Annotated in this window: 18 protein-coding genes, 1 riboswitch and 1 other annotated feature; of the genes, 2 read left to right on the top strand and 16 right to left on the bottom strand. The window is 41.3% G+C overall.

The features are described 5' to 3' along the window. Positions 1-8 precede the first annotated feature (8 nt). The 5 genes from DRED_RS19725 to DRED_RS19500 form a co-directional block, all read right to left on the bottom strand. Positions 9-155, bottom strand: coding sequence for a chorismate synthase (locus DRED_RS19725; RefSeq protein ID WP_156779715.1), 147 nt, complete (start codon positions 153-155; stop codon positions 9-11). Positions 156-191: 36 nt separating this feature from the next. Further along, positions 192-1,229: a 3-deoxy-7-phosphoheptulonate synthase gene (gene aroF / locus DRED_RS04175; RefSeq protein WP_011877155.1), complete on the bottom strand. Its 1,038-nt coding sequence runs from the start codon at positions 1,227-1,229 to the stop codon at positions 192-194. Between the two features lie 33 nt (positions 1,230-1,262). Continuing rightward, positions 1,263-1,775, bottom strand: a complete 513-nt coding sequence (locus DRED_RS04170) for a shikimate kinase (protein ID WP_011877154.1) — start codon at positions 1,773-1,775, stop codon at positions 1,263-1,265. Between the two features lie 170 nt (positions 1,776-1,945). Continuing rightward, positions 1,946-2,192: a binding site (T-box leader), on the bottom strand. A 103-nt stretch (positions 2,193-2,295) separates the two neighbouring features. After that, the gene (locus DRED_RS04165; protein ID WP_011877153.1) at positions 2,296-3,858 is read right to left on the bottom strand and encodes a sensor domain-containing diguanylate cyclase/phosphohydrolase; all 1,563 of its coding nucleotides are present in this window, start codon (positions 3,856-3,858) and stop codon (positions 2,296-2,298) included. Between the two features lie 22 nt (positions 3,859-3,880). Continuing rightward, positions 3,881-4,708 (bottom strand): methyl-accepting chemotaxis protein, encoded by an 828-nt coding sequence (locus DRED_RS19500; RefSeq protein WP_011877152.1) that lies wholly within the window; start codon positions 4,706-4,708, stop codon positions 3,881-3,883. 428 nt (positions 4,709-5,136) lie between these two features. Then, positions 5,137-5,282: riboswitch (FMN riboswitch) on the top strand. Between the two features lie 117 nt (positions 5,283-5,399). Between DRED_RS19500 and ribB the strand changes: the two genes are divergently transcribed. Next, a complete protein-coding gene (gene ribB / locus DRED_RS04155; RefSeq protein WP_011877151.1) occupies positions 5,400-6,053 on the top strand; it encodes a 3,4-dihydroxy-2-butanone-4-phosphate synthase in 654 nt (217 codons plus the stop codon). A gap of 111 nt (positions 6,054-6,164) precedes the next feature. Here ribB and DRED_RS04150 read toward each other — a convergent pair whose 3' ends face one another. The 7 genes from DRED_RS04150 to DRED_RS04120 form a co-directional block, all read right to left on the bottom strand. Next, entirely contained in the window at positions 6,165-7,532 is a 1,368-nt protein-coding gene (locus DRED_RS04150) for a VanW family protein (RefSeq protein WP_041274780.1), read from the bottom strand. A gap of 226 nt (positions 7,533-7,758) precedes the next feature. Next, a complete protein-coding gene (locus DRED_RS04145) occupies positions 7,759-8,022 on the bottom strand; it encodes a DUF1292 domain-containing protein (RefSeq protein WP_011877149.1) in 264 nt (87 codons plus the stop codon). A 96-nt stretch (positions 8,023-8,118) separates the two neighbouring features. Further along, positions 8,119-8,532, bottom strand: a complete 414-nt coding sequence (gene ruvX / locus DRED_RS04140) for a Holliday junction resolvase RuvX (RefSeq protein ID WP_011877148.1) — start codon at positions 8,530-8,532, stop codon at positions 8,119-8,121. Positions 8,533-8,548: 16 nt separating this feature from the next. Continuing rightward, positions 8,549-9,496 carry an aldo/keto reductase gene (locus DRED_RS04135; protein ID WP_011877147.1) on the bottom strand — a complete coding sequence of 316 codons (948 nt, stop codon included), beginning with the start codon at positions 9,494-9,496 and terminating at the stop codon, positions 8,549-8,551. 41 nt (positions 9,497-9,537) lie between these two features. Then, entirely contained in the window at positions 9,538-9,798 is a 261-nt protein-coding gene (locus DRED_RS04130) for an IreB family regulatory phosphoprotein (protein ID WP_011877146.1), read from the bottom strand. A 154-nt stretch (positions 9,799-9,952) separates the two neighbouring features. Continuing rightward, on the bottom strand, positions 9,953-10,327 hold the full coding sequence (locus DRED_RS04125; protein ID WP_011877145.1) for a hypothetical protein: 375 nt from the start codon (positions 10,325-10,327) through the stop codon (positions 9,953-9,955). A gap of 118 nt (positions 10,328-10,445) precedes the next feature. After that, complete coding sequence (locus DRED_RS04120) at positions 10,446-11,240, bottom strand: basic amino acid ABC transporter substrate-binding protein (protein WP_011877144.1); 795 nt, start codon at positions 11,238-11,240, stop codon at positions 10,446-10,448. A gap of 705 nt (positions 11,241-11,945) precedes the next feature. Between DRED_RS04120 and DRED_RS04115 the strand changes: the two genes are divergently transcribed. Further along, complete coding sequence (locus DRED_RS04115; RefSeq protein WP_011876481.1) at positions 11,946-13,181, top strand: IS110 family RNA-guided transposase; 1,236 nt, start codon at positions 11,946-11,948, stop codon at positions 13,179-13,181. Between the two features lie 362 nt (positions 13,182-13,543). Here DRED_RS04115 and alaS read toward each other — a convergent pair whose 3' ends face one another. The 4 genes from alaS to DRED_RS18960 all read right to left on the bottom strand — a co-directional run bounded on the left by alaS (position 13,544) and on the right by DRED_RS18960 (position 17,835). After that, the gene (gene alaS / locus DRED_RS04110; protein WP_041274779.1) at positions 13,544-16,177 is read right to left on the bottom strand and encodes an alanine--tRNA ligase; all 2,634 of its coding nucleotides are present in this window, start codon (positions 16,175-16,177) and stop codon (positions 13,544-13,546) included. 146 nt (positions 16,178-16,323) lie between these two features. Beyond that, on the bottom strand, positions 16,324-17,355 hold the full coding sequence (locus DRED_RS04105; RefSeq protein WP_011877142.1) for an AI-2E family transporter: 1,032 nt from the start codon (positions 17,353-17,355) through the stop codon (positions 16,324-16,326). Between the two features lie 110 nt (positions 17,356-17,465). Further along, complete coding sequence (locus tag DRED_RS18565; RefSeq protein ID WP_156779578.1) at positions 17,466-17,642, bottom strand: YtxH domain-containing protein; 177 nt, start codon at positions 17,640-17,642, stop codon at positions 17,466-17,468. 19 nt (positions 17,643-17,661) lie between these two features. Continuing rightward, positions 17,662-17,835 (bottom strand): hypothetical protein, encoded by a 174-nt coding sequence (locus tag DRED_RS18960; RefSeq protein WP_011877141.1) that lies wholly within the window; start codon positions 17,833-17,835, stop codon positions 17,662-17,664. Positions 17,836-17,977: the final 142 nt, after the last annotated feature.

The following is a 17,977-nucleotide window of genomic DNA, read 5'->3' as shown; positions in this document are numbered from 1 at the left end:
CCTTTTGCTTAAAGCATGAGATCTAACAAAGTAATGGCCATTACCACCTCTACACAGTAGCTGCCCCGGGGCACCATACAAGGATCGTGTCTTCCTTTGATGGAAAGCTTGGTATTGGTTTTTTGCGAGAAATAATGGAATTTTGCTAGAGGCAGGCAATGCCCCCCAAAATACCGCCATGATGATTAGTCTTAGCGTTGGGCATTGTATATATCTCGTTCAAACTTCCTCATTAGCTGCAGAACCTCGCGCGACTCGCTGGCCAAATGTTCGAAGGCCCGAGGTGTCAGCGATTGAGGACCATCACAAAGGGCGCGACTTGGATCATTATGAACCTCAATAATGAGTCCGTCTGCTCCTGCGGCGATGGCTGCCAGTGTAAGTGGTCTTACCAGACGTGAGATCCCTGCCGAATGACTTGGATCAACAATGACCGGTAGATGGGTCTTACTGTGCAGGACAGGAATTGCTGATATATCAAGGGTGTTCCTGGTTGCGGTTTCAAAGGTACGGATGCCTCTTTCACATAAAATTACATTTTCGTTGCCACCTGCCATAATGTACTCCGCACTCATCAATAATTCTTCCAGCGTATTGGCTAAGCCACGCTTTAGTAAGATTGGCTTTTGCAGCTTGCCAAGCTCTTTCAGCAGTTCAAAATTTTGCATGTTTCTGGCACCCACCTGGATTACGTCTACCTCTTCAAATAGTGGTAAATGAGAGATGTTCATAATTTCGGTAACAATGGGGAGACCCGTTAGCCTTTTTGCTTCCAGCAAAAGTTCAATTCCCTCAGCATGCATGCCTTGGAATGAGTAAGGTGAGGTGCGGGGCTTAAAGGCACCGCCACGCAGCATGGTGGCTCCGGAATTTTTCACGCTTTCAGCAATGGTACAAATTTGTTCGCGGGACTCAACGGAGCAAGGCCCCGCAATCATTTGAAAATTGCCTCCGCCAATTTTAATACCGTTGATATCAATTACAGTATCATCGGTATGAAACTTGCGATTGGCTTTTTTGTAGGGCTCCTGTACCCGCTGAACATCCTGAACAATGTCCAGGGATTTAATCAGATCAATATCAACGATACTGGTGTCACCAATGAGTCCAATGACGGTTTGATGTGTTCCAACGATAAAGTGGGTACTAATACCCAGGCTTTCTAACCAAGTAAGCAGAGGTTCCACCTGTTTTTCATCTGGGTTATTTTGCTTCAGTATGACTATCATTTATATTTCCTCCTAATGTTCAGCTTTTACAACCTATTCCTTTAAAATTTTAATAAAATCCACAATATATTGCGTAACTTCTTCAATACTTCTACCTTCGGTATCAACGGTATGCTCTGCCAGCTGATAGACTAACAGTCTTTTTTGCCACATGCTTTCCAGTTGTCCTCGATCTTGTTGAAGCATGGGCCGATCCTTGCCTCCGGTTCTAAGGATTGCAGTATCTAGCGTCACATATAAATGAACAAGCAGGCCCAATTCGCTGAGAATTTTCCAATTCTCAGCACACATAGCCGTTCCACCACCCGTGGAAATGACTGTTTTTTCCTTTGCACCTAAGCTTTTTAATAAAGCTGTCTCCACGGAACGAAAATGGTATTCACCGTATTTCTTAAATATACTTGGGATATCCATTTGGGTTATTCGTTCGATTTCTTTATCCATATCCATAAAGTCAAATTCTAAATTTTTCGCCAACCTGCTACCTACGGAGCTTTTACCAGATCCCATAAAGCCAATTAGAATAATATTTGCTTTATCTCTCAACGATCTTCCCTCCCTTCTTGCGCTATGTCAGAAATAAAATAACTCCCCATCCCTGAAAGGGACGGAGAGTTATTTCCGCGATACCACCCAAATTGGCTCATTAAAGCCCACCTCAATTAGATACGGGAAAAACAGGCTACCTGCCGGTAAAATAAAAAGATCCTCTATCCTCAAGGGACGGAGAATCATCATCCGCGGTACCACCCTAATTGCGTTGGCCACTTTTACCGGTACGGGACTGTTCATCCGATACCTCTTCCTTGATAACGGCGGAAAACCCGTCTGCCCCTACTTAAACTTCAGAACAGCAACTTCGGAGTGAACTTCAATCAACCATACCTTAAAGAAGCTCCCAGTCTAGACTTCTTCTCCCTGCAAGGCTGGATTTGACCTACTTTTCTCCATCATCGTCTTTCAAGTGATTATGTTGAAAGTAACTTTAACATAATGAAGAGCAATAGTCAACATTCTTTTTATCATACATCAAATTGCAAGTTGGGTGACTTTATTTTTCTGCCCTTCAAGAAGTAGTGGAGTTTGTATAATTATTTTTTTTATTTTTCTGGTAAACATCTTCTAAAATCTCCACCACAATCGGTAGGAGATGGGGATCAAACTGGGTTCCGGCACAACGAGACAATTCCCATATTGCATCCTTATGTGTCATACCCTTTCGGTAGGGGCGATCGTTTATCATGGCATCATAAGCATCCACAATGGCTAAAGCCCTACACTCTAACGGGATTTCCTCACCTTTTATCCCCAAGGGGTAACCTTTTCCATCCCAACGCTCATGGTGTTGAAGTATCCAATTGGCAATAGGCATTAGCTCCGTTGAAGACTGTGCTATACGATATCCAATTTCCGAGTGACGCTGCATTTCTTTGCGTTCATCCTGCGTTAGGGCACCCGGTTTAAAAAGTATACGGTCAGGGATACCCACCTTACCAATGTCATGAAAATGTGCCAGGAGACGTAGATCATAGATTTTGCTGCTGGGAAGGTTTACTCTCTTACCAATTAGACTCATAATATCTTCCAGACGATTTCCATGACCCTCTGTTATAAAGTCCCTTGCTTCTAATGCTTTGACTAAGGTTTGAACCAGAGAACTCCGTATACTGCTGTTGCGATGAAGTTTAGCCCGATACATAAAATCATCTGCTTCCTTAACAAGCTCATCAATGGTTTTTGAGGAGTTATGGGAAGTAGCATAACCAATAGAAATACTTAAATGAAGTTCCGGTTTCTTTTTGTTGTAAACCCTAACTTCCTTAATGAGTTGTCTTTTAATTTCCTCTAGAAGTACTTCGTCAGTATTGTTCAGTAATATGGCGAACTCATCTCCACCAAAGCGAGCGACAACTCCCCTTTTTCCCACGGTGGAATTAATTAAGTTAGCCGTATCCTTTAGTAGAGTATCTCCCACTTGGTGTCCCATTGTATCATTAATTAGTTTTAGTCCATTAATATCTACCATTATAAAGGCCAGCGAGCACTTAGTATTCCTATACCGCTCAATGGCTTGTTCAAAATAGGCACGGTTAAAGAGCCCTGTCATATGATCGTGCATACTTAAATAGTGGAGTTTTGCTTCATAGCTTTTCCTCTCGGTTATATCACGCACTATACTAAGGATTAACTTCTTATTCCCCTTCTCTATGAGCCGTGAATTGATTTCCACGGGTATCATTCTGTTTTTACCTATATGTATAGTTTCAAACGTGTTCTGACCCTTTTCCAGTACGGTTTGTTTGTGTTGATTAGCAAGCTCTCTGTTCTCAGCCAAATGAAAATCATAAATACTCATGTTCATCATTTCTTCGTGGGTATAACCACGGTTTTTATAGGCTGAATCGTTTAAATAAATAAAATGCCCTTCCAAATCCGTTAAATAAATAGCATCCGATGCTAAATCCAAAAGTTGAGCTTTTAACCGGAGTTCTTCCTCCAGCTTTTTATAAGCAGTTATATCCAAATTCCCACTTTGTTTGCAAGCCCCTAGAGATTCCTTTAGCTGTGATATTTTATTCTCTAATTTATTAACTGTATTCAAAAGAAGTTCTCTTTCAGTAACTAACATTTTCGAAGCCTCCAGAACTCTTCTAAGTGGTAAGGCTTTCTGCCAATTCATTTAACTGTTTTGACATATAGAAAATATCATTAACCGATGCTGCTATTTCTTCCGCAGCGGCTGTTTGTTCTTCTGTAACCGCTGCCACTTGGTGAATATGCTCTGTAAGTTCTTCAACAGATGTTCTAATGATGGTAAGAATGTCTGTAATATCCTTAACGGAACCAGTTGTTTTAGCTGCTAATTTACGTATTTCTTCGGCTACAACATTAAATCCTCTGCCCTGTTCTCCTGCCCGTGCAGCTTCAATGGCTGCATTCAAACCCAAAAGATGGGTTTGGGCTGCTACATCTCTGATCAGGGAAAGTACAACATCGGTTCTTTTTACGTTACTGTTTATAGTATTCGCTTGACTGGAAAGATTATTGGTTGTGGCTGCCAACTGTTCAGTCGAAGCTGACAAACCGCTGGTAGTTTGATTAATGGTCTCTAATAATTCACCTAATTTCTCTGCATCATCCAGTAATGCCTCCTGGGTGGTAGTTGGTTGTCCAAAGGAAATACTACCAATAATATTGTTTTCTTCATCGTTTAAAGGCACTCCAAAGGCTAAGTATGGTACCCCAAATACATGGCTTTCAACCTTTCGTACAACCCTGTCTTTGGTATTTAAGATCATTTCTGTGGTACTACCAGGTGTTATGTATTCTCCTATCCTAATTCCTAAGTCCAAGTTGCTTCCTTTTTCATAGCCGATAAATTTCTCCTTGTCACTTAATACAACAACGGCTTCCTGTCCCAATAATTGCTTAAATATTTTTGCCATAGCAATTAGTTGCTCTGTGTTAAAATTCGCCATTTTAATACACACCCTCCGAATAAAACTTGTTGTCTGTCATTAATTCGACAACTATAAATTAAATATATCACATTATTTTCAAATAAAATATTATAATATGTCGAAACTTTAACTATTTCCTCATATTTATTAGTATATTTTAAATTATCAGACTATAAAATCAAATAAATGTGTCAATTTACTACCAGTATTTGACTTTTTCCTTCAATACATGGTCTATGGCTTTCCCAATAAACCTACCAACTACAAAAAGGATTTAATATATCCTAACCGGCTTATATAACATAGTGATCATTTAAGTGATTTGTCCAATACAAGGCCACCATGGTATTGATATACAAATCTTATAGCAAACTCGAAAGAATCTTATACTAACAAATTATTTAAAATATATTGACATTACTTACCAAAGTGATATATTTAAATTAACTTGTTCTCAGGGCGGGGTGAAAGTCCCTACTGGCGGTATCCAGTTCACACTGGGAGCCCGCGAGCGCTCCTTATTATATAGGAGGACAGCAGATCTGGTGAAAAGCCAGGGCCAACGGTATAGTCCGGATGAAAGAGGATAAGGCAGTCAGCAACCATTCACAGGTATCCATTTCCTTATGCTGCTTGTGTAATACATTAGGCAGCTGTCTGTCTTTGCGCCCTGATTCTGGTAGATTAATCAACTAAAGGGGGATTTACCATGAATCAGAGTTTACTAACTCAATTTGGTGACCCGTTTGAACGGGTAGAGAGAGCACTCCGATCTCTCCGAAACGGTAACGGGGTACTGGTTACAGATGACGAAAATCGGGAAAATGAAGGGGATCTAATATTCCCTGCTCAAACACTTAATGAAGTTCAGATGGCTATGCTGATACGGGAGTGTAGTGGTATTGTTTGTCTTTGTCTGACCGATGAGAAAGTTCGTTCACTGGGTCTTCCGATGATGGTAGAGAATAATTCAAGTCGGTTTAAAACTGCCTTTACTGTTACCATTGAAGCAGCTCACGGAGTAACGACTGGTGTTTCTGCGGCTGATCGGGTTAAAACTGTAAAAACAGCCGTTGCAGAAAATGCTAAACCTGAAGATCTTAACCGTCCCGGTCATGTATTTCCTCTAAGAGCCTGCCCTGGTGGTGTACTGGAACGTCAGGGGCACACAGAAGCAACGGTAGATCTTATGAAATTGGCCGGACTTCAACCCTATGGTGTTCTCTGTGAGTTAACTAACATAGATGGTACTATGGCCCGCTTGCCCGAAGTGGTAACCTTTGCTAATAAAAACAATATACCCGTGGTTACAATAGATGATTTAATCATGTATCGAAAACAACATCAAAAGAAAGTAAGTTAATAAACATTAATTTTAGCCCTTCGTTGAACGAAGGGCTAAAATTATGTTTTTAAGCCACAGATTATTCTGGTGGAATCTTGATTACCTCACTATTTTCCCCTTGATTTTGTGTCAATTAGGATTTTTAAGAATGGTACCTATGGGTGCCATACCCTGCGAGATAATTTGGTTTCTTGCTTTATAGATACTGGTGGGGAGTTTTTCTACCTTAATGACTATGTTATCTTTCATAATGATTCGTTCCCCTGTGGCCATGTATCCCTTGGCTCCCCTTTGTCGCACTACCCGATCTCCCAAAGGTATTCCATAATCATCCTCAACCAAAGTTTTGGGATCATAGGTTTCTTCAACCCAGCTTCGAATAACTACATCCTTCTTATACTCCGAATTACCAAAGATTTTAATTATTAGGGTGCCACCCTTAACATAGGACTGAATGTACAACCAATAGTTTGTATTGTTTTTAAATTTAAAGTCTATGGAATCAAACACCACTGTGGCATCCCTTCCAATTGGTACATAAGGAATGGGTAAAGAGTGATTGGTTCTTTCAACCACCTCTAAATTGGCCAACAACACGGCATTATAAAGTGTAGTGGATACCTGACATACACCACCGCCCAAGCCATCTACCATTTCATTGTTTACGATGATCGGGGCATTTTTATACCCAGCCTCTGTACTTCGAGGACCCACCACTTCGTTAAAGGAAATAACTTCCTGGGGGCTTACTGTCAAACCGTCAAGGGCTGCTGCTGCCACACTAACATTGTAAGCCCGATTAACTTTGTTTGGATCAAATTTAGTGGAAAACATTCCTAATAATGTATTTACACCCATTACTTTAACCTGTTCCGTGGAACGAATGGGGGGGACATCTATTAGCTTTAACTCAATAGGGGAACTAATGCCCTTTAGTAAAGCTTCTATAATTTTTGATTCTAAATGATCAATATCTACTAATCGGCCGCTACGTCCCGGGGATACTTCAACACGATTATCCGCATGGATAATTAAGCCTGCATCCCGAGGTGGCAATATAATGACCGCTGCGTCTGTTACAATTAATTTTTCCAAGAGGTTCTTGTCCAAGGAAATATCAGGCTTCAGGTAAGCACCCCTAAAGGCCTGTCTGCGTTCTAAAAACTGCTGTCTGAGGGTCCCCTTACGCCCGAAATCCAGGGCCCTTTGAACTTCTTTTTTACAGTTAATTTTTAGACCAACTTGGCTCATTGGTAATACCCAGGCTTGATCTTTATACTTTACTTGAATGGGCTTTTGGAATTGCTGCTCTAGTTTTCCTATAGAGGCTATAGCCTGATTATAATCCATCCCAGACAATTCAATATTCTGCATATATACACCTGGTAATATTTTGTCCCGAGGAGCAAAGCTCATCTGGGATGCCAGAAAAGTAATTATTAATAACAAAAAAACAATAGGCAGGCCTATAACTAGAAGCTTTTTTCTCTTAACCACCAATGCACTGTCCCCTCCTTCCTGAACATACTTAACTATATCTTACTAGGGACATGCATCGGCTATTCCTAAAATTACTTTACAAAAACTCGGCTTATGCTATACCCTACCTAATGGTCACAGACAAACAGGCGAAGTTTTAGTTTGCCCTTATATTTTCTGCAATGCTAAAAAATAAAAAACCGAACGATTTAACCGTCCGGTTCCATGTCATAAACTTTATTGCTTATTCGCCTTCCTCAGCAGTTACCATTTCTTCCCATGCATCGGCAACTTTTTCCCACTCTTCATCACTTTCAATGTCTACTAAAATTTCATTATCGTCTTCGTCTTTGGCAAATTTCAAAATCACTGCCTCGTCAGATTCATCTTCTACAGGCAATAAAATTGCATACTCGGAACCTTCTACTTCAATAACGTCAATAACGTTAAAATCATGTTCTGCTCCATCCTCATCAATAAGGGTAATTACTTCGTCTTGTTCTGGCATAATTTGCACCTCGTTTCCAAAAGTTGTCTGTATTGTATCCAAAAACACATCATATGTCAAGAAAATCCCCTTAAAGCTTTTTTACCGAAAATTTTCTTATTTTGCTCCTGAGTCCAGATACCCTTGGAGGATAACAGCCGCCGCCATTTTATCAATGACTTTTTTTCGCTTGCCACGGCTTACATCTGCCTGTATCAGCATTTTCTCTGCAGCCACTGTACTCAATCGTTCATCCCAGGTTTTAATAGGTAAGTCAATTTTTTCTTTTACTTTTTCTATAAAAGCCAGTACCTTTTCACCTTGGGACCCAACTGTACCATTCATATTTTTAGGCATTCCCACTAGAATTCTTTCTACTGAATACTCGCTAATAATTTGAGCCAACCGGTTCATATCTTTTTCAATTGTATCCCGTCGAATAACTTCCAATCCCTGGGCCGTCCAGCCTAAAGGATCACTCAGGGCAACTCCAATGGTTTTATCACCCACATCTAAACCCATAATTCTCATTGCTAAAGCTCCATTCCTATATAACTTTAATAGCAAAAAGCGGACATACTGCACCACAGTATCCGCATAGACGGCATAATTCCGGTTTAACCTTTACTTTCCCCCCGTCTAGAAATAAGGCTGCTGCCCCGCACTTTTCAACGCAGGCACCGCACCCCTCACACCATTCGTCGATGTGCAATCGACGAGGCTGCCTGGCCACCCTCTCTTGTAGTTCCTCCGGTATATAAGTATGACTAAAATACCGCGTATTATAATCCACTTCGTCAACATTTTGCATCCCCACTGCAAATGCATGCAATTCCGGAATACTCAAGACAAAATCCAATGCCTCCCTGGCACTGGAAAGTAAATTTCCTCCTCCCAATGCTTTCATACCATAAATACCTTTACCCGCAGCATATGCCCTACGGATAGCTGACAACATATCTTCTACGGTTCCATCTGCAATTCCCACCCCAGCCTTGTTAATGATCGGGTGAATCACTTCTATCTCAGGAATTTCCACAGCAGCCCTTACAGCAGCCACATGATGGGTTGAAATTCCCACAGCCCGCACAATTCCCTTTTCTTTTGCCTCCAACAGATACTCAATGGCTTCCCAATGTCCACGGATCGTAAGAAGTGACTCCTGTTCATGAAGCATAAAAATATCAATATAGTCCCGATCGATACCCTTTAAAGCACTCTCTAAACTTTCTTTCATACCATCCCGGGTATAGGCATAGCATTTGCTACAGATAATTATTTCCTGTTTTCTGTTTTTAATAGCCTCACGAATATAGGGGTATGTACCATATAATTCAGCCGTATCAATAAAATTTACCCCCCGGTCAAAGGCACTACTTATTACAGCAGCCCCTTGTTCCACAGGAAGCTTCGCCTGCAAGGGACCAATGGTCAAGGCCCCAAAGCATAAACGGGACACTTTAAGTCCCGTTCCCCCTAGTTCTCTATAATCCATATGCTTACACCTCTTAACAAAAACAAACCCCTATGTAGGGGTTATTTCTGATCCAGGTAATTTTTAACAAGTTCTTCCAGCAACTCATCCCGCTCTAACCTGCGTATTAAACTGCGGGCATTCCCATGACTTGTGATATAGGCAGGGTCTCCGGATAACAAATATCCTACCAATTGATTTATGGGGTTGTAGCCTTTTTCTTTTAGGGCCGCATACACAGCCAGCAGAATTTCACGGGCCTGGTTAACTTCTTCCGCCTGGACTTTAAACATAACTGTTTCTTGAGAAAAATCTTGAGCCATGGCAAAGACCTCCCAGTCCTAATATTACCTTTTATAGAAATAATAATTCAACACAATCCCGCAATCCCCTTTAAATTATCAAAAATAAAAAACTAAAATTCAACTTTGTTTTTTAATTTTTATTACCATAAAAAAGCACCGTTTATACGGTGCTCTAATAAGACATTAATCGTAGAAGGTGTTGTAGCAGTGGGTTTACATATGTTAAACCTTCTTGCCGTCGACCTGCTTTTTGTTGAACATTTTCTTGATTTGTTTTTACTGCCTTTGCCTTAACCTTGGCATATTCCTGATAAACATTTTCCATTTGTACCGAAATTGTTTCTGCTGCTTCTTGCATTCTCTGCATAAAAAGCATAAACTCTTCCATTTGCTCTTTAAACCCTGGTTGACGGCTTAAGCCCATCATCAGTAAAGTTCCAAGCACTTGAACATGGTTTACATCAAGGCTTAAGTTAATTCCCGGTATCCCTGTCCCCACGGGCATCCCCTTTGGCGGTGGACTGGGCTTTCTTGGTTGAAAAAACACGAAAGAACCCCCCTTCCGTATAAACAAAGCTTTTGATTTTTTATCATATGAAGATTTAGTAAATTAGGTTCCATACACGCAAAAAGAGAGACAAATTGTCTCTCTTTCTAACTTGCTATTAACTTCTGGGTTCTTCGCCAAACCATTTTTTATAGATTTCTGCATACTTACCGTTTTCTTTGATCTTTTTTAGACCAGCATTTACATCAGCTAAAATCTGCTCCTTGTCCTTAGGAACAGCAATGCCATACTCTTCAGCGGACATGATATCGCCTACAAGTTTAACATCCTTGTTACCTTGCTGAATGAAATAAGCTGCAACCGGGTAGTCAATTATTACCGCATTGGCAGCGCCATTTTTCAACTCCTGAAGGGCCTGGTCAGCACCAGTAAAGTAGATAACTTTCTTCTTGTCAGTGGCCTTTTCAGCTTCCATTGCACCTGTGGTACCACTTTGTACGGCAATTGTTTTGCCTTTTAAATCATTAACACCCTTAATATCATTGTTCTCGGTTTTTACAACAACAATTTGACCAGCCTTATAATAGGGATCACTAAAATTAACAGCCTTTGAACGTTCGGGGGTAATGGTCATGGCTGTGGCCGCACAATCAATCTGGCTACTTTGCAAGGCAGGAATTATACCGTCAAAAGCAATACTCTGGAACTCTAATTCATAGCCCATTTCTTCTGCAATGGCTGCAATTAAGTCTAAATCAAAACCTACATACTTTCCACTGGAATCGGTAAATTCAAAGGGGGCAAAGGTAGCATCCGCAGCAGCCACCAGTTTCTTCTTACCAGTATCCTGTGCCGGTGATTTGGCTTCTTCTTTCCCTGTGCAGCCCACTGCAACTAAGGCCAATGCCAGGATCGTTAAGCCAGTTAAAACAGTCTTAAATATCCTCTTCATCAATTAATTCCTCCTCGTATAATAGTAATAGATTCACTGGACAAACCTAATTTCCATAAATGGAATAAGGTGGAGTCCATGTATGAGAACCGGTTCTCGATAACGGGTATCGAGACCAGCTAAAATGATAACCAATTCCACACTGGGTGCAATAATGGTACCAGTCAGTCGCGCGGCTATTGTTTATGTGGATAAGGTCATTGTCTAAACTGAGTCTAAGTACCCTAAATATGGTGGTGATGTTTAGAAAACATACAAGATTATCCACAGTCAATCCCTGATCAGGGAGAGTAGATACTAATAACTACAGCTCCATAATTTAAGATATTGTGATTCTTAATGCCGGCCCCCTGGAGATTTCTTTTGAGGTTTCCTGACCGGGTCGGTTTTCTATTGCCTTTTTTACACTTCCAATTATTGTCTGGCAGTTCAGACCTCCCCATGGGACAATGGGATTAACAGGTTGTTCTCGGGATATTTCTTTCCCTCCTTGCGGACCTTTTGGTACTGCTTAATAAGCCTGCTACCCATGATCCATCATCGATGATCTAACCGCTGGTTGCACCTCTTTCCATGAAGGGGGAGTAGCACCCCGAATTGTCTTCATGTTAATGATGAGTGCTGATGACGAGGCAGCTTTCGATGGTTCCCATGGGCACCCAGGTCTGAGACCAACCTGATTTTTTAGAACAGGGAGGTGATCCTATGTCACAAATGTTGGTGGGAATAGACGTTAGCTTACAGTCTCACCATGTACAATTTATGGATGGAGACGGAGGGGCATTGGCTTCTTTTTCTATTCACAACAATCGGCAGGGGGCCGACACCCTCATTCAAAAGATTGTTGATACATCTGATAGAATCAAAAGTCAATCCCTTCGAATTGGTATGGAGGCAACTTCAAATCTGGGTTGGCACCTTGCTCACTATTTGCAAGAACAGCTTCAAACCACTTGCCCCCAAAAAGATACACAGATTTACGTTCTTAATGCACGAAAAGTGGCCCGTTTCAAAAAGGGGTATGACACCCTCCCAAAGAACGACCGCATCGATGCCTGGGTAATTGCAGACCACCTTCGTTTTGGTCGACTACCTCATGCCATGAAAGACATTATTCAATACGAGGCTTTGCAGAGGCTTACAAGGACACGATTTCACCTGATGCAAAATATCACTCGGGACAAAACCTATTTTCTTAATCAGGTCTTCTTAAAGTTTAGTGGTTTACGCCAGGATAACCCATTTTCCAATCTTTTTGGCAGCACCTGTCTTGCTGTTATCCAAGAACTAGAACCGGAACAAATTGTAGCCATGTCTATGGAAGAACTGGTTGATTTCTTAAAGGATAAAGGGAAAAACCGTTTCGATAATCCGGAGGAAATTGCTCTTTATCTTCAAAAAATTGCCCGGTCTTCTTATCGACTGAACAAGGCGATGGCTGACCCTGTGAATATTTCTTTGGCCACTATGCTTAATGTAATTAAACATATGGAATCGGAAGTGAAAAAACTGGACAAAGAAATCGCCAAAATCATGAAGGGCCTTCCCCAAACTTTAACTTCCGTTAAAGGGATTGGAGATGTTTTTACCGCCGGAATCATGGCAGAAACCGGAGATATCCAACGCTTTAAAGACCATAATGCTCTGGCTAAATATGCCGGTTTAACTTGGAACCAACATCAATCAGGTGAATTTGAAGCCGAAGATACCAGCAGAACCAGGACCGGGAACAAGTATCTTCGTTATTACTTAATTCAGGCTGCTGATTCTGTACGGAAGCATGTTCCTGAGTACAAAGACTTCTACCAAAAGAAATATGATGAAGTACCAAAACACAAACATAAAAGGGCTCTCGTCTTAACCGCTAGAAAACTGGTACGGTTGGTGTTTTCGCTACTAAACACCAGGCAACTGTACACTTCACCAGAGAGGAGGGGGTAACGTCTTTACCCTAAAATCTACTCTCTTTTCCATTTACACCATTTAAAGGGAATTTTTCTTTGCTTAACTGGTGGGCTTATTTTGTATACCCTTTTTTAGGGTATAGGGTACACTTTTGTTAAATTAATTTCCAATTTTTTAGAATCATTCTCTTGACATATCACCGCTGGGCTTAATAACATAAAACTGACTTGTTAGTCTGCATAATTAATTATTTATAGTCATAAAAATAATTCGCTTAACAATTTATATTTCCTTCTTAATGTCAACAAATTTTATATAATCTATTAAAATAATTTTGGAAGAAAAGTTAAGATTGTGTATTTATCAAAGAAATAGGGAGATGCTCTATCTCCCTAAATTTACTTTATTTGTCCTTCCACAACGCGGCAAACTTGATCAATGGCTTCTTGTAATTTTTCCGGGTTTTTACCCCCTGCTTGGGCCATATCTGGCCTGCCGCCACCACCGCCGCCGACCATTTTAGCAATTTCCTTTACCAGATTACCAGCATGAAGCCCCTGTCCATGAAGATCCTTGGTTACTGCTGCCACTAAATTTACCTTTTCTCCGGCTGTACTTCCCAGCAGGATAACACCACTGCCCATTTTGTCTCGTAACATATCCACCATCCCACGTAAATTATCCATATCCGGGGCAGCTACCACTGAAGCCAATACAGGTACTTCTTTAGCGCGCTTGATATTACCTAGAATATCTTGAACCTCGGATTTGGCTAGTTTATTTCTAAGTGCTTCAATTTCCTGCTCAAGGGATTTGTTTTGCTGAACCAGAGCTTCTGAACGTCGAACTAATTCATGCATGGGGCTTTTAATAACAGAAGCAATTTCTTCTAGCTGTTCTTCTTTGGCCTTAAGATACTTTAAAACACCGGTACCAGTCACAGCTTCAATACGGCGTAACCCGGCTCCTACACTGGTCTCATTGAAAATTTTAAACAGTCCAACCTCAGCAGTGGATGTTAAATGAGTGCCCCCGCATAGTTCCATGCTAAAGTCACCCATCTTGACAACCCGTACCTGCTTGCCGTACTTCTCACCAAAGAGTGCTGCAGCTCCCATTTCCTTAGCCTTAGAAAGAGATGTTTCAAAGACTTCGATGGAAAGATTGGACAGTACAGCTTCATTAACAATCTCTTCTATGCGGCGAAGTTCTTCTGAAGTTACTGCTGCATAGTGGGTAAAGTCAAAGCGCAGGCGATCGGGCTCCACTAAGGAACCTGCTTGGTTTACATGGTCACCCAATACCTCTTTGAGAGCTTTATGCAACAGGTGAGTAGCAGAGTGGTTTCTTGCTGTATCTTGACGCCTAGGTTGGTCAACAATGGCTTTGACAGAGTCGTGTCTCTTAATGATACCGGAAAGTACTTTGCCCCGGTGAATGACTAAGCCCTCCACGGGTTTATTCACGGATGTTATTTCAACTTCTAAGTCCGGACCCCTTAAGATGGCGTGATCCGCTACCTGACCACCGGATTCCGCATAGCAGGGAGTTACATCTAGGACAATTTCCACTTCCTCTCCTGCCACCGCTGATATTTCCTGCATTCCATCCTTCAGAAGAGCCATGATATTGGAGTCAGCTTCCAGAGCACTGTAGCCAATAAATCTGGTTTCTCCCAGTTCCTCCCGTAAAGCCTTATATAGGACACCTCGTTCTGATAAGTACTCGGTTTCTTGTCTGGCACTACGGGCCCGTTTGCGCTGTTCTTCCATGGCCGCATTAAAGACCTCAACATCTACTGCCAATCCCTGTTCCTCGGCAATTTCTTGAGTTAGTTCCAGAGGAAAACCAAAGGTATCATATAATTTAAATGCATCATCTCCGGTGATTTCACTGGCACCGCTGGCCTTTGCTTCGTTAATTAAGGCAGAAAGAATATCACTACCCGCTGCCAGCGTTTCCAAGAAGCGTTCTTCCTCTGTGCGAATTACACGCAATACGTGTTCAGCCTTCTGCTTAAGCTCGGGGTAGGCATCTTGCATTTGCTTAATAACAGCCTGGGCAACTTTATATAGGAAGGGTTCGCGCACACCTAATACTCTACCAAAGCGAACTGCCCGGCGCAACAGACGCCGGATAACATAGCCACGGCCTTCATTGCCAGGCAGGGCCCCATCACTTACTGCAAAGGTAACGGCCCGGCAGTGGTCAGCAATAACTTTTAACGCTAAATCAATATCTGCTTTCTGCCCATATTCTTGCCCTGCTAGGTTGGCTGTGAAGTCCATGATTTCTCTGAAAATATCGGTATCAAAGTTGGATGCCACTCCCTGTAGTACGGAAGCCACACGCTCCAAACCCATGCCTGTATCAATACCTTTATTCTCCAGAGGGGAATAATTGCCTTCTTCATCCCGGAAGAACTGGATGAATACTAGGTTCCAGATTTCCAGGAATCGGTCACAATCGCAGCCAACCTGACATTCTGGGGAACCACAGCCCCTGGCTTCTCCTAAGTCAACATAGATTTCGGAACAGGGACCACAGGGACCCACCCCAATTTCCCAGAAGTTAGTGTCTTTCCCTAGACGAACAATCCGTTCAGACGGTATCCCAACAACCTTATTCCATATTTCAAAGGCTTCATCATCATCTTGATAGATAGTAATCCAAAGTTTTTCCTTTGGTAAGTTAAGCTCTTTGGTAATAAATTCCCAAGCCCAGGGAATAATACTTTCTTTAAAATAGTCACCAAAGGAGAAATTACCCAACATTTCAAAAAATGTATGGTGCCTGGCTGTGCGTCCTACAGATTCAATGTCCGGTGTTCGAATACATTTCTGACAAGTTGTTACCCTTTGATATTCTGGCACAGCCTGTCCTGTAAAAAAGGGTTTAAAAGGGACCATTCCCGCAGCAGTCCAGAGAATACTGGGATCATTGTGGGGTATCAATGAAGCACTGGGCAAAATTTGATGGCCTCGCTGCTCAAAAAAACGCAGATATTTCTCTCTAATTTCTTTTCCGGTCAACAATTTAAATTACCTCCTAATTGGTGAATAAACCGGGTTATACGGCACTTTACTACATTATCCTTCAAATATTTATATCTTATAGTAATTTTATGCAGTGGTCAAGCTAACTGGGGGTATCCTCAATCATCATAAGCTGTCTTTGGTTAAATTAATTTTCTCCAAACAAAAGAAACAATTATTTTAATAATGGCAGCCAGTGGTACTGCTAAAAGCATACCTGCAATACCAAACAAGTGCCCCCCTGCCAGCAAGGCAACAATAATGACAAGGGGATGAAGTCCCATACAATTGCCCATAATTTTAGGAGATATGATATTTCCCTCCACCTGCTGAATAATCAAAACTGCCAATATCACCTTCAGTGTCATATATTTTGAATGTAACAAGGCGATACCCACTGCCGGTGCAGCACCAATCAAGGGGCCAAAGTAAGGAATTAGCTCAGCTATGCCTGCAATAATCCCAAACATCGCAGCAAATTCCAGGCCAATAACCATGAAAGCTAAGCTCGATAAAATACCAACAATAACAACTACCGTTAAGTGCCCTCGGATAAAATTAGAAAAAACATCATCTACTTTCCTGGCCAAGTAAAAAACATCTTCAACCAGTTCTTTGGGTACAATGGAGCGAGTCCAATTTTTGATCAGTTTTAGATCCTTCATAATATAAAAGGCTAAAACCGGGGCCAGTGCAATATAAAACAAATTACTTAATAATGCCATTAATAGATCCATTGATTTTCGGACTATAGCTAAAACCCTTGATTCAACCCAGCGAATTCGTTCATCCACTATCTGTTGTACACCCGGGGGCATAGAACTATCAGCAAAACGTTTTTGAATATTGCGTACTATCTCCTCTACTTGGTCAGTATAAAGGGGTATATTTTCTACCATTTTTTCCAATTGATTGACCATCCTAGGGACTCCATACATAAGTAGGCTGGTTGCCACAATAACAACCCCTAGATAAAGAATTAAGATTGCCACTACCCTAGGAGAACCCCGTTTCTCCATGCGTTCAACTAAAGGATTCAGCATGTATACCAGTACGATAGCAAGGATAAAAGGGACAAATAGCCCCCTGATAAGGTATAGAAAAAATAAAATAAGACCAATTAAAAAAGAAAGAAAAAGATAACGATAGGTACACTTTTCCTTCCACCAGGCCATAGGTTCCTCCTTGCAACACAAAATTTATCTGGCTTACACTCCTTGAAACCATATAAAAATTTAAGGCTGAGAGTATAAAAAGTGAGGACCAGAGTCCCCACTCTCTTCATTTACTTGACTATATCATTTACCTTCTTGGTCATACCCTTCATCATCTTCTGTGCACGACGGCTGGCAGTTTGAGTATTTTTCAAAAATAAACCTTCAGGTTTACATTGTGGTTTAAAGACCATACCCATTGCTGCACCAAGCAAACTCCCTGTTATAACACCCCTCCAGAATCCCATGTTCAAATCACCCCCTAGACTAGTATAAGCCTGTATTGTGCGGGTCAAAGGAAACTAAACTACCATCCTCAGCCACCTCAAAAACATCTACACCTTCTTTTTTTAAACGGTATTCCACACAGCAGTCCCAACAATAATATTGGTCAATGCCAACTTTACCAGTGGCTTTACCACCACAAATCGGGCAATTCACGTTAATGGGCCCCCTTTTTAAATCCTACTGTGATCTATTATTACCATTGAATAGACTAAAAATGCACTGGCTGGAAGTATTATTAAATAATCAACAATCTATCCTTGCTCTATCTTTAAATATGCAATGCCAATAGCATTTT

The organism is Desulforamulus reducens MI-1, assembly GCF_000016165.1.
Taxonomy (GTDB): Bacteria; Bacillota; Desulfotomaculia; order Desulfotomaculales; family Desulfotomaculaceae; genus Desulfotomaculum; species Desulfotomaculum reducens.
Note: the sequence above shows the minus strand (reverse complement) of the source record. Positions and strands in the feature narration are given on the sequence as shown.

What these genes read in the sequence shown, in the direction of transcription:
- aroF (WP_011877155.1), bottom strand. Translation starts at nt 1,229, where the DNA reads ATGATAGTCATACTGAAGCAAAATAACCCAGATGAAAAACAGGTGGAA.
- DRED_RS04165 (WP_011877153.1), bottom strand. Translation starts at nt 3,858, where the DNA reads ATGTTAGTTACTGAAAGAGAACTTCTTTTGAATACAGTTAATAAATTA.
- DRED_RS19500 (WP_011877152.1), bottom strand. Translation starts at nt 4,708, where the DNA reads ATGGCGAATTTTAACACAGAGCAACTAATTGCTATGGCAAAAATATTT.
- ribB (WP_011877151.1), top strand. Translation starts at nt 5,400, where the DNA reads ATGAATCAGAGTTTACTAACTCAATTTGGTGACCCGTTTGAACGGGTA.
- DRED_RS04145 (WP_011877149.1), bottom strand. Translation starts at nt 8,022, where the DNA reads ATGCCAGAACAAGACGAAGTAATTACCCTTATTGATGAGGATGGAGCA.
- ruvX (WP_011877148.1), bottom strand. Translation starts at nt 8,532, where the DNA reads ATGAGAATTATGGGTTTAGATGTGGGTGATAAAACCATTGGAGTTGCC.
- DRED_RS04135 (WP_011877147.1), bottom strand. Translation starts at nt 9,496, where the DNA reads ATGGATTATAGAGAACTAGGGGGAACGGGACTTAAAGTGTCCCGTTTA.
- DRED_RS04130 (WP_011877146.1), bottom strand. Translation starts at nt 9,798, where the DNA reads ATGGCTCAAGATTTTTCTCAAGAAACAGTTATGTTTAAAGTCCAGGCG.
- DRED_RS04120 (WP_011877144.1), bottom strand. Translation starts at nt 11,240, where the DNA reads ATGAAGAGGATATTTAAGACTGTTTTAACTGGCTTAACGATCCTGGCA.
- DRED_RS04115 (WP_011876481.1), top strand. Translation starts at nt 11,946, where the DNA reads ATGTCACAAATGTTGGTGGGAATAGACGTTAGCTTACAGTCTCACCAT.
- DRED_RS04105 (WP_011877142.1), bottom strand. Translation starts at nt 17,355, where the DNA reads ATGGCCTGGTGGAAGGAAAAGTGTACCTATCGTTATCTTTTTCTTTCT.
- DRED_RS18565 (WP_156779578.1), bottom strand. Translation starts at nt 17,642, where the DNA reads ATGGGATTCTGGAGGGGTGTTATAACAGGGAGTTTGCTTGGTGCAGCA.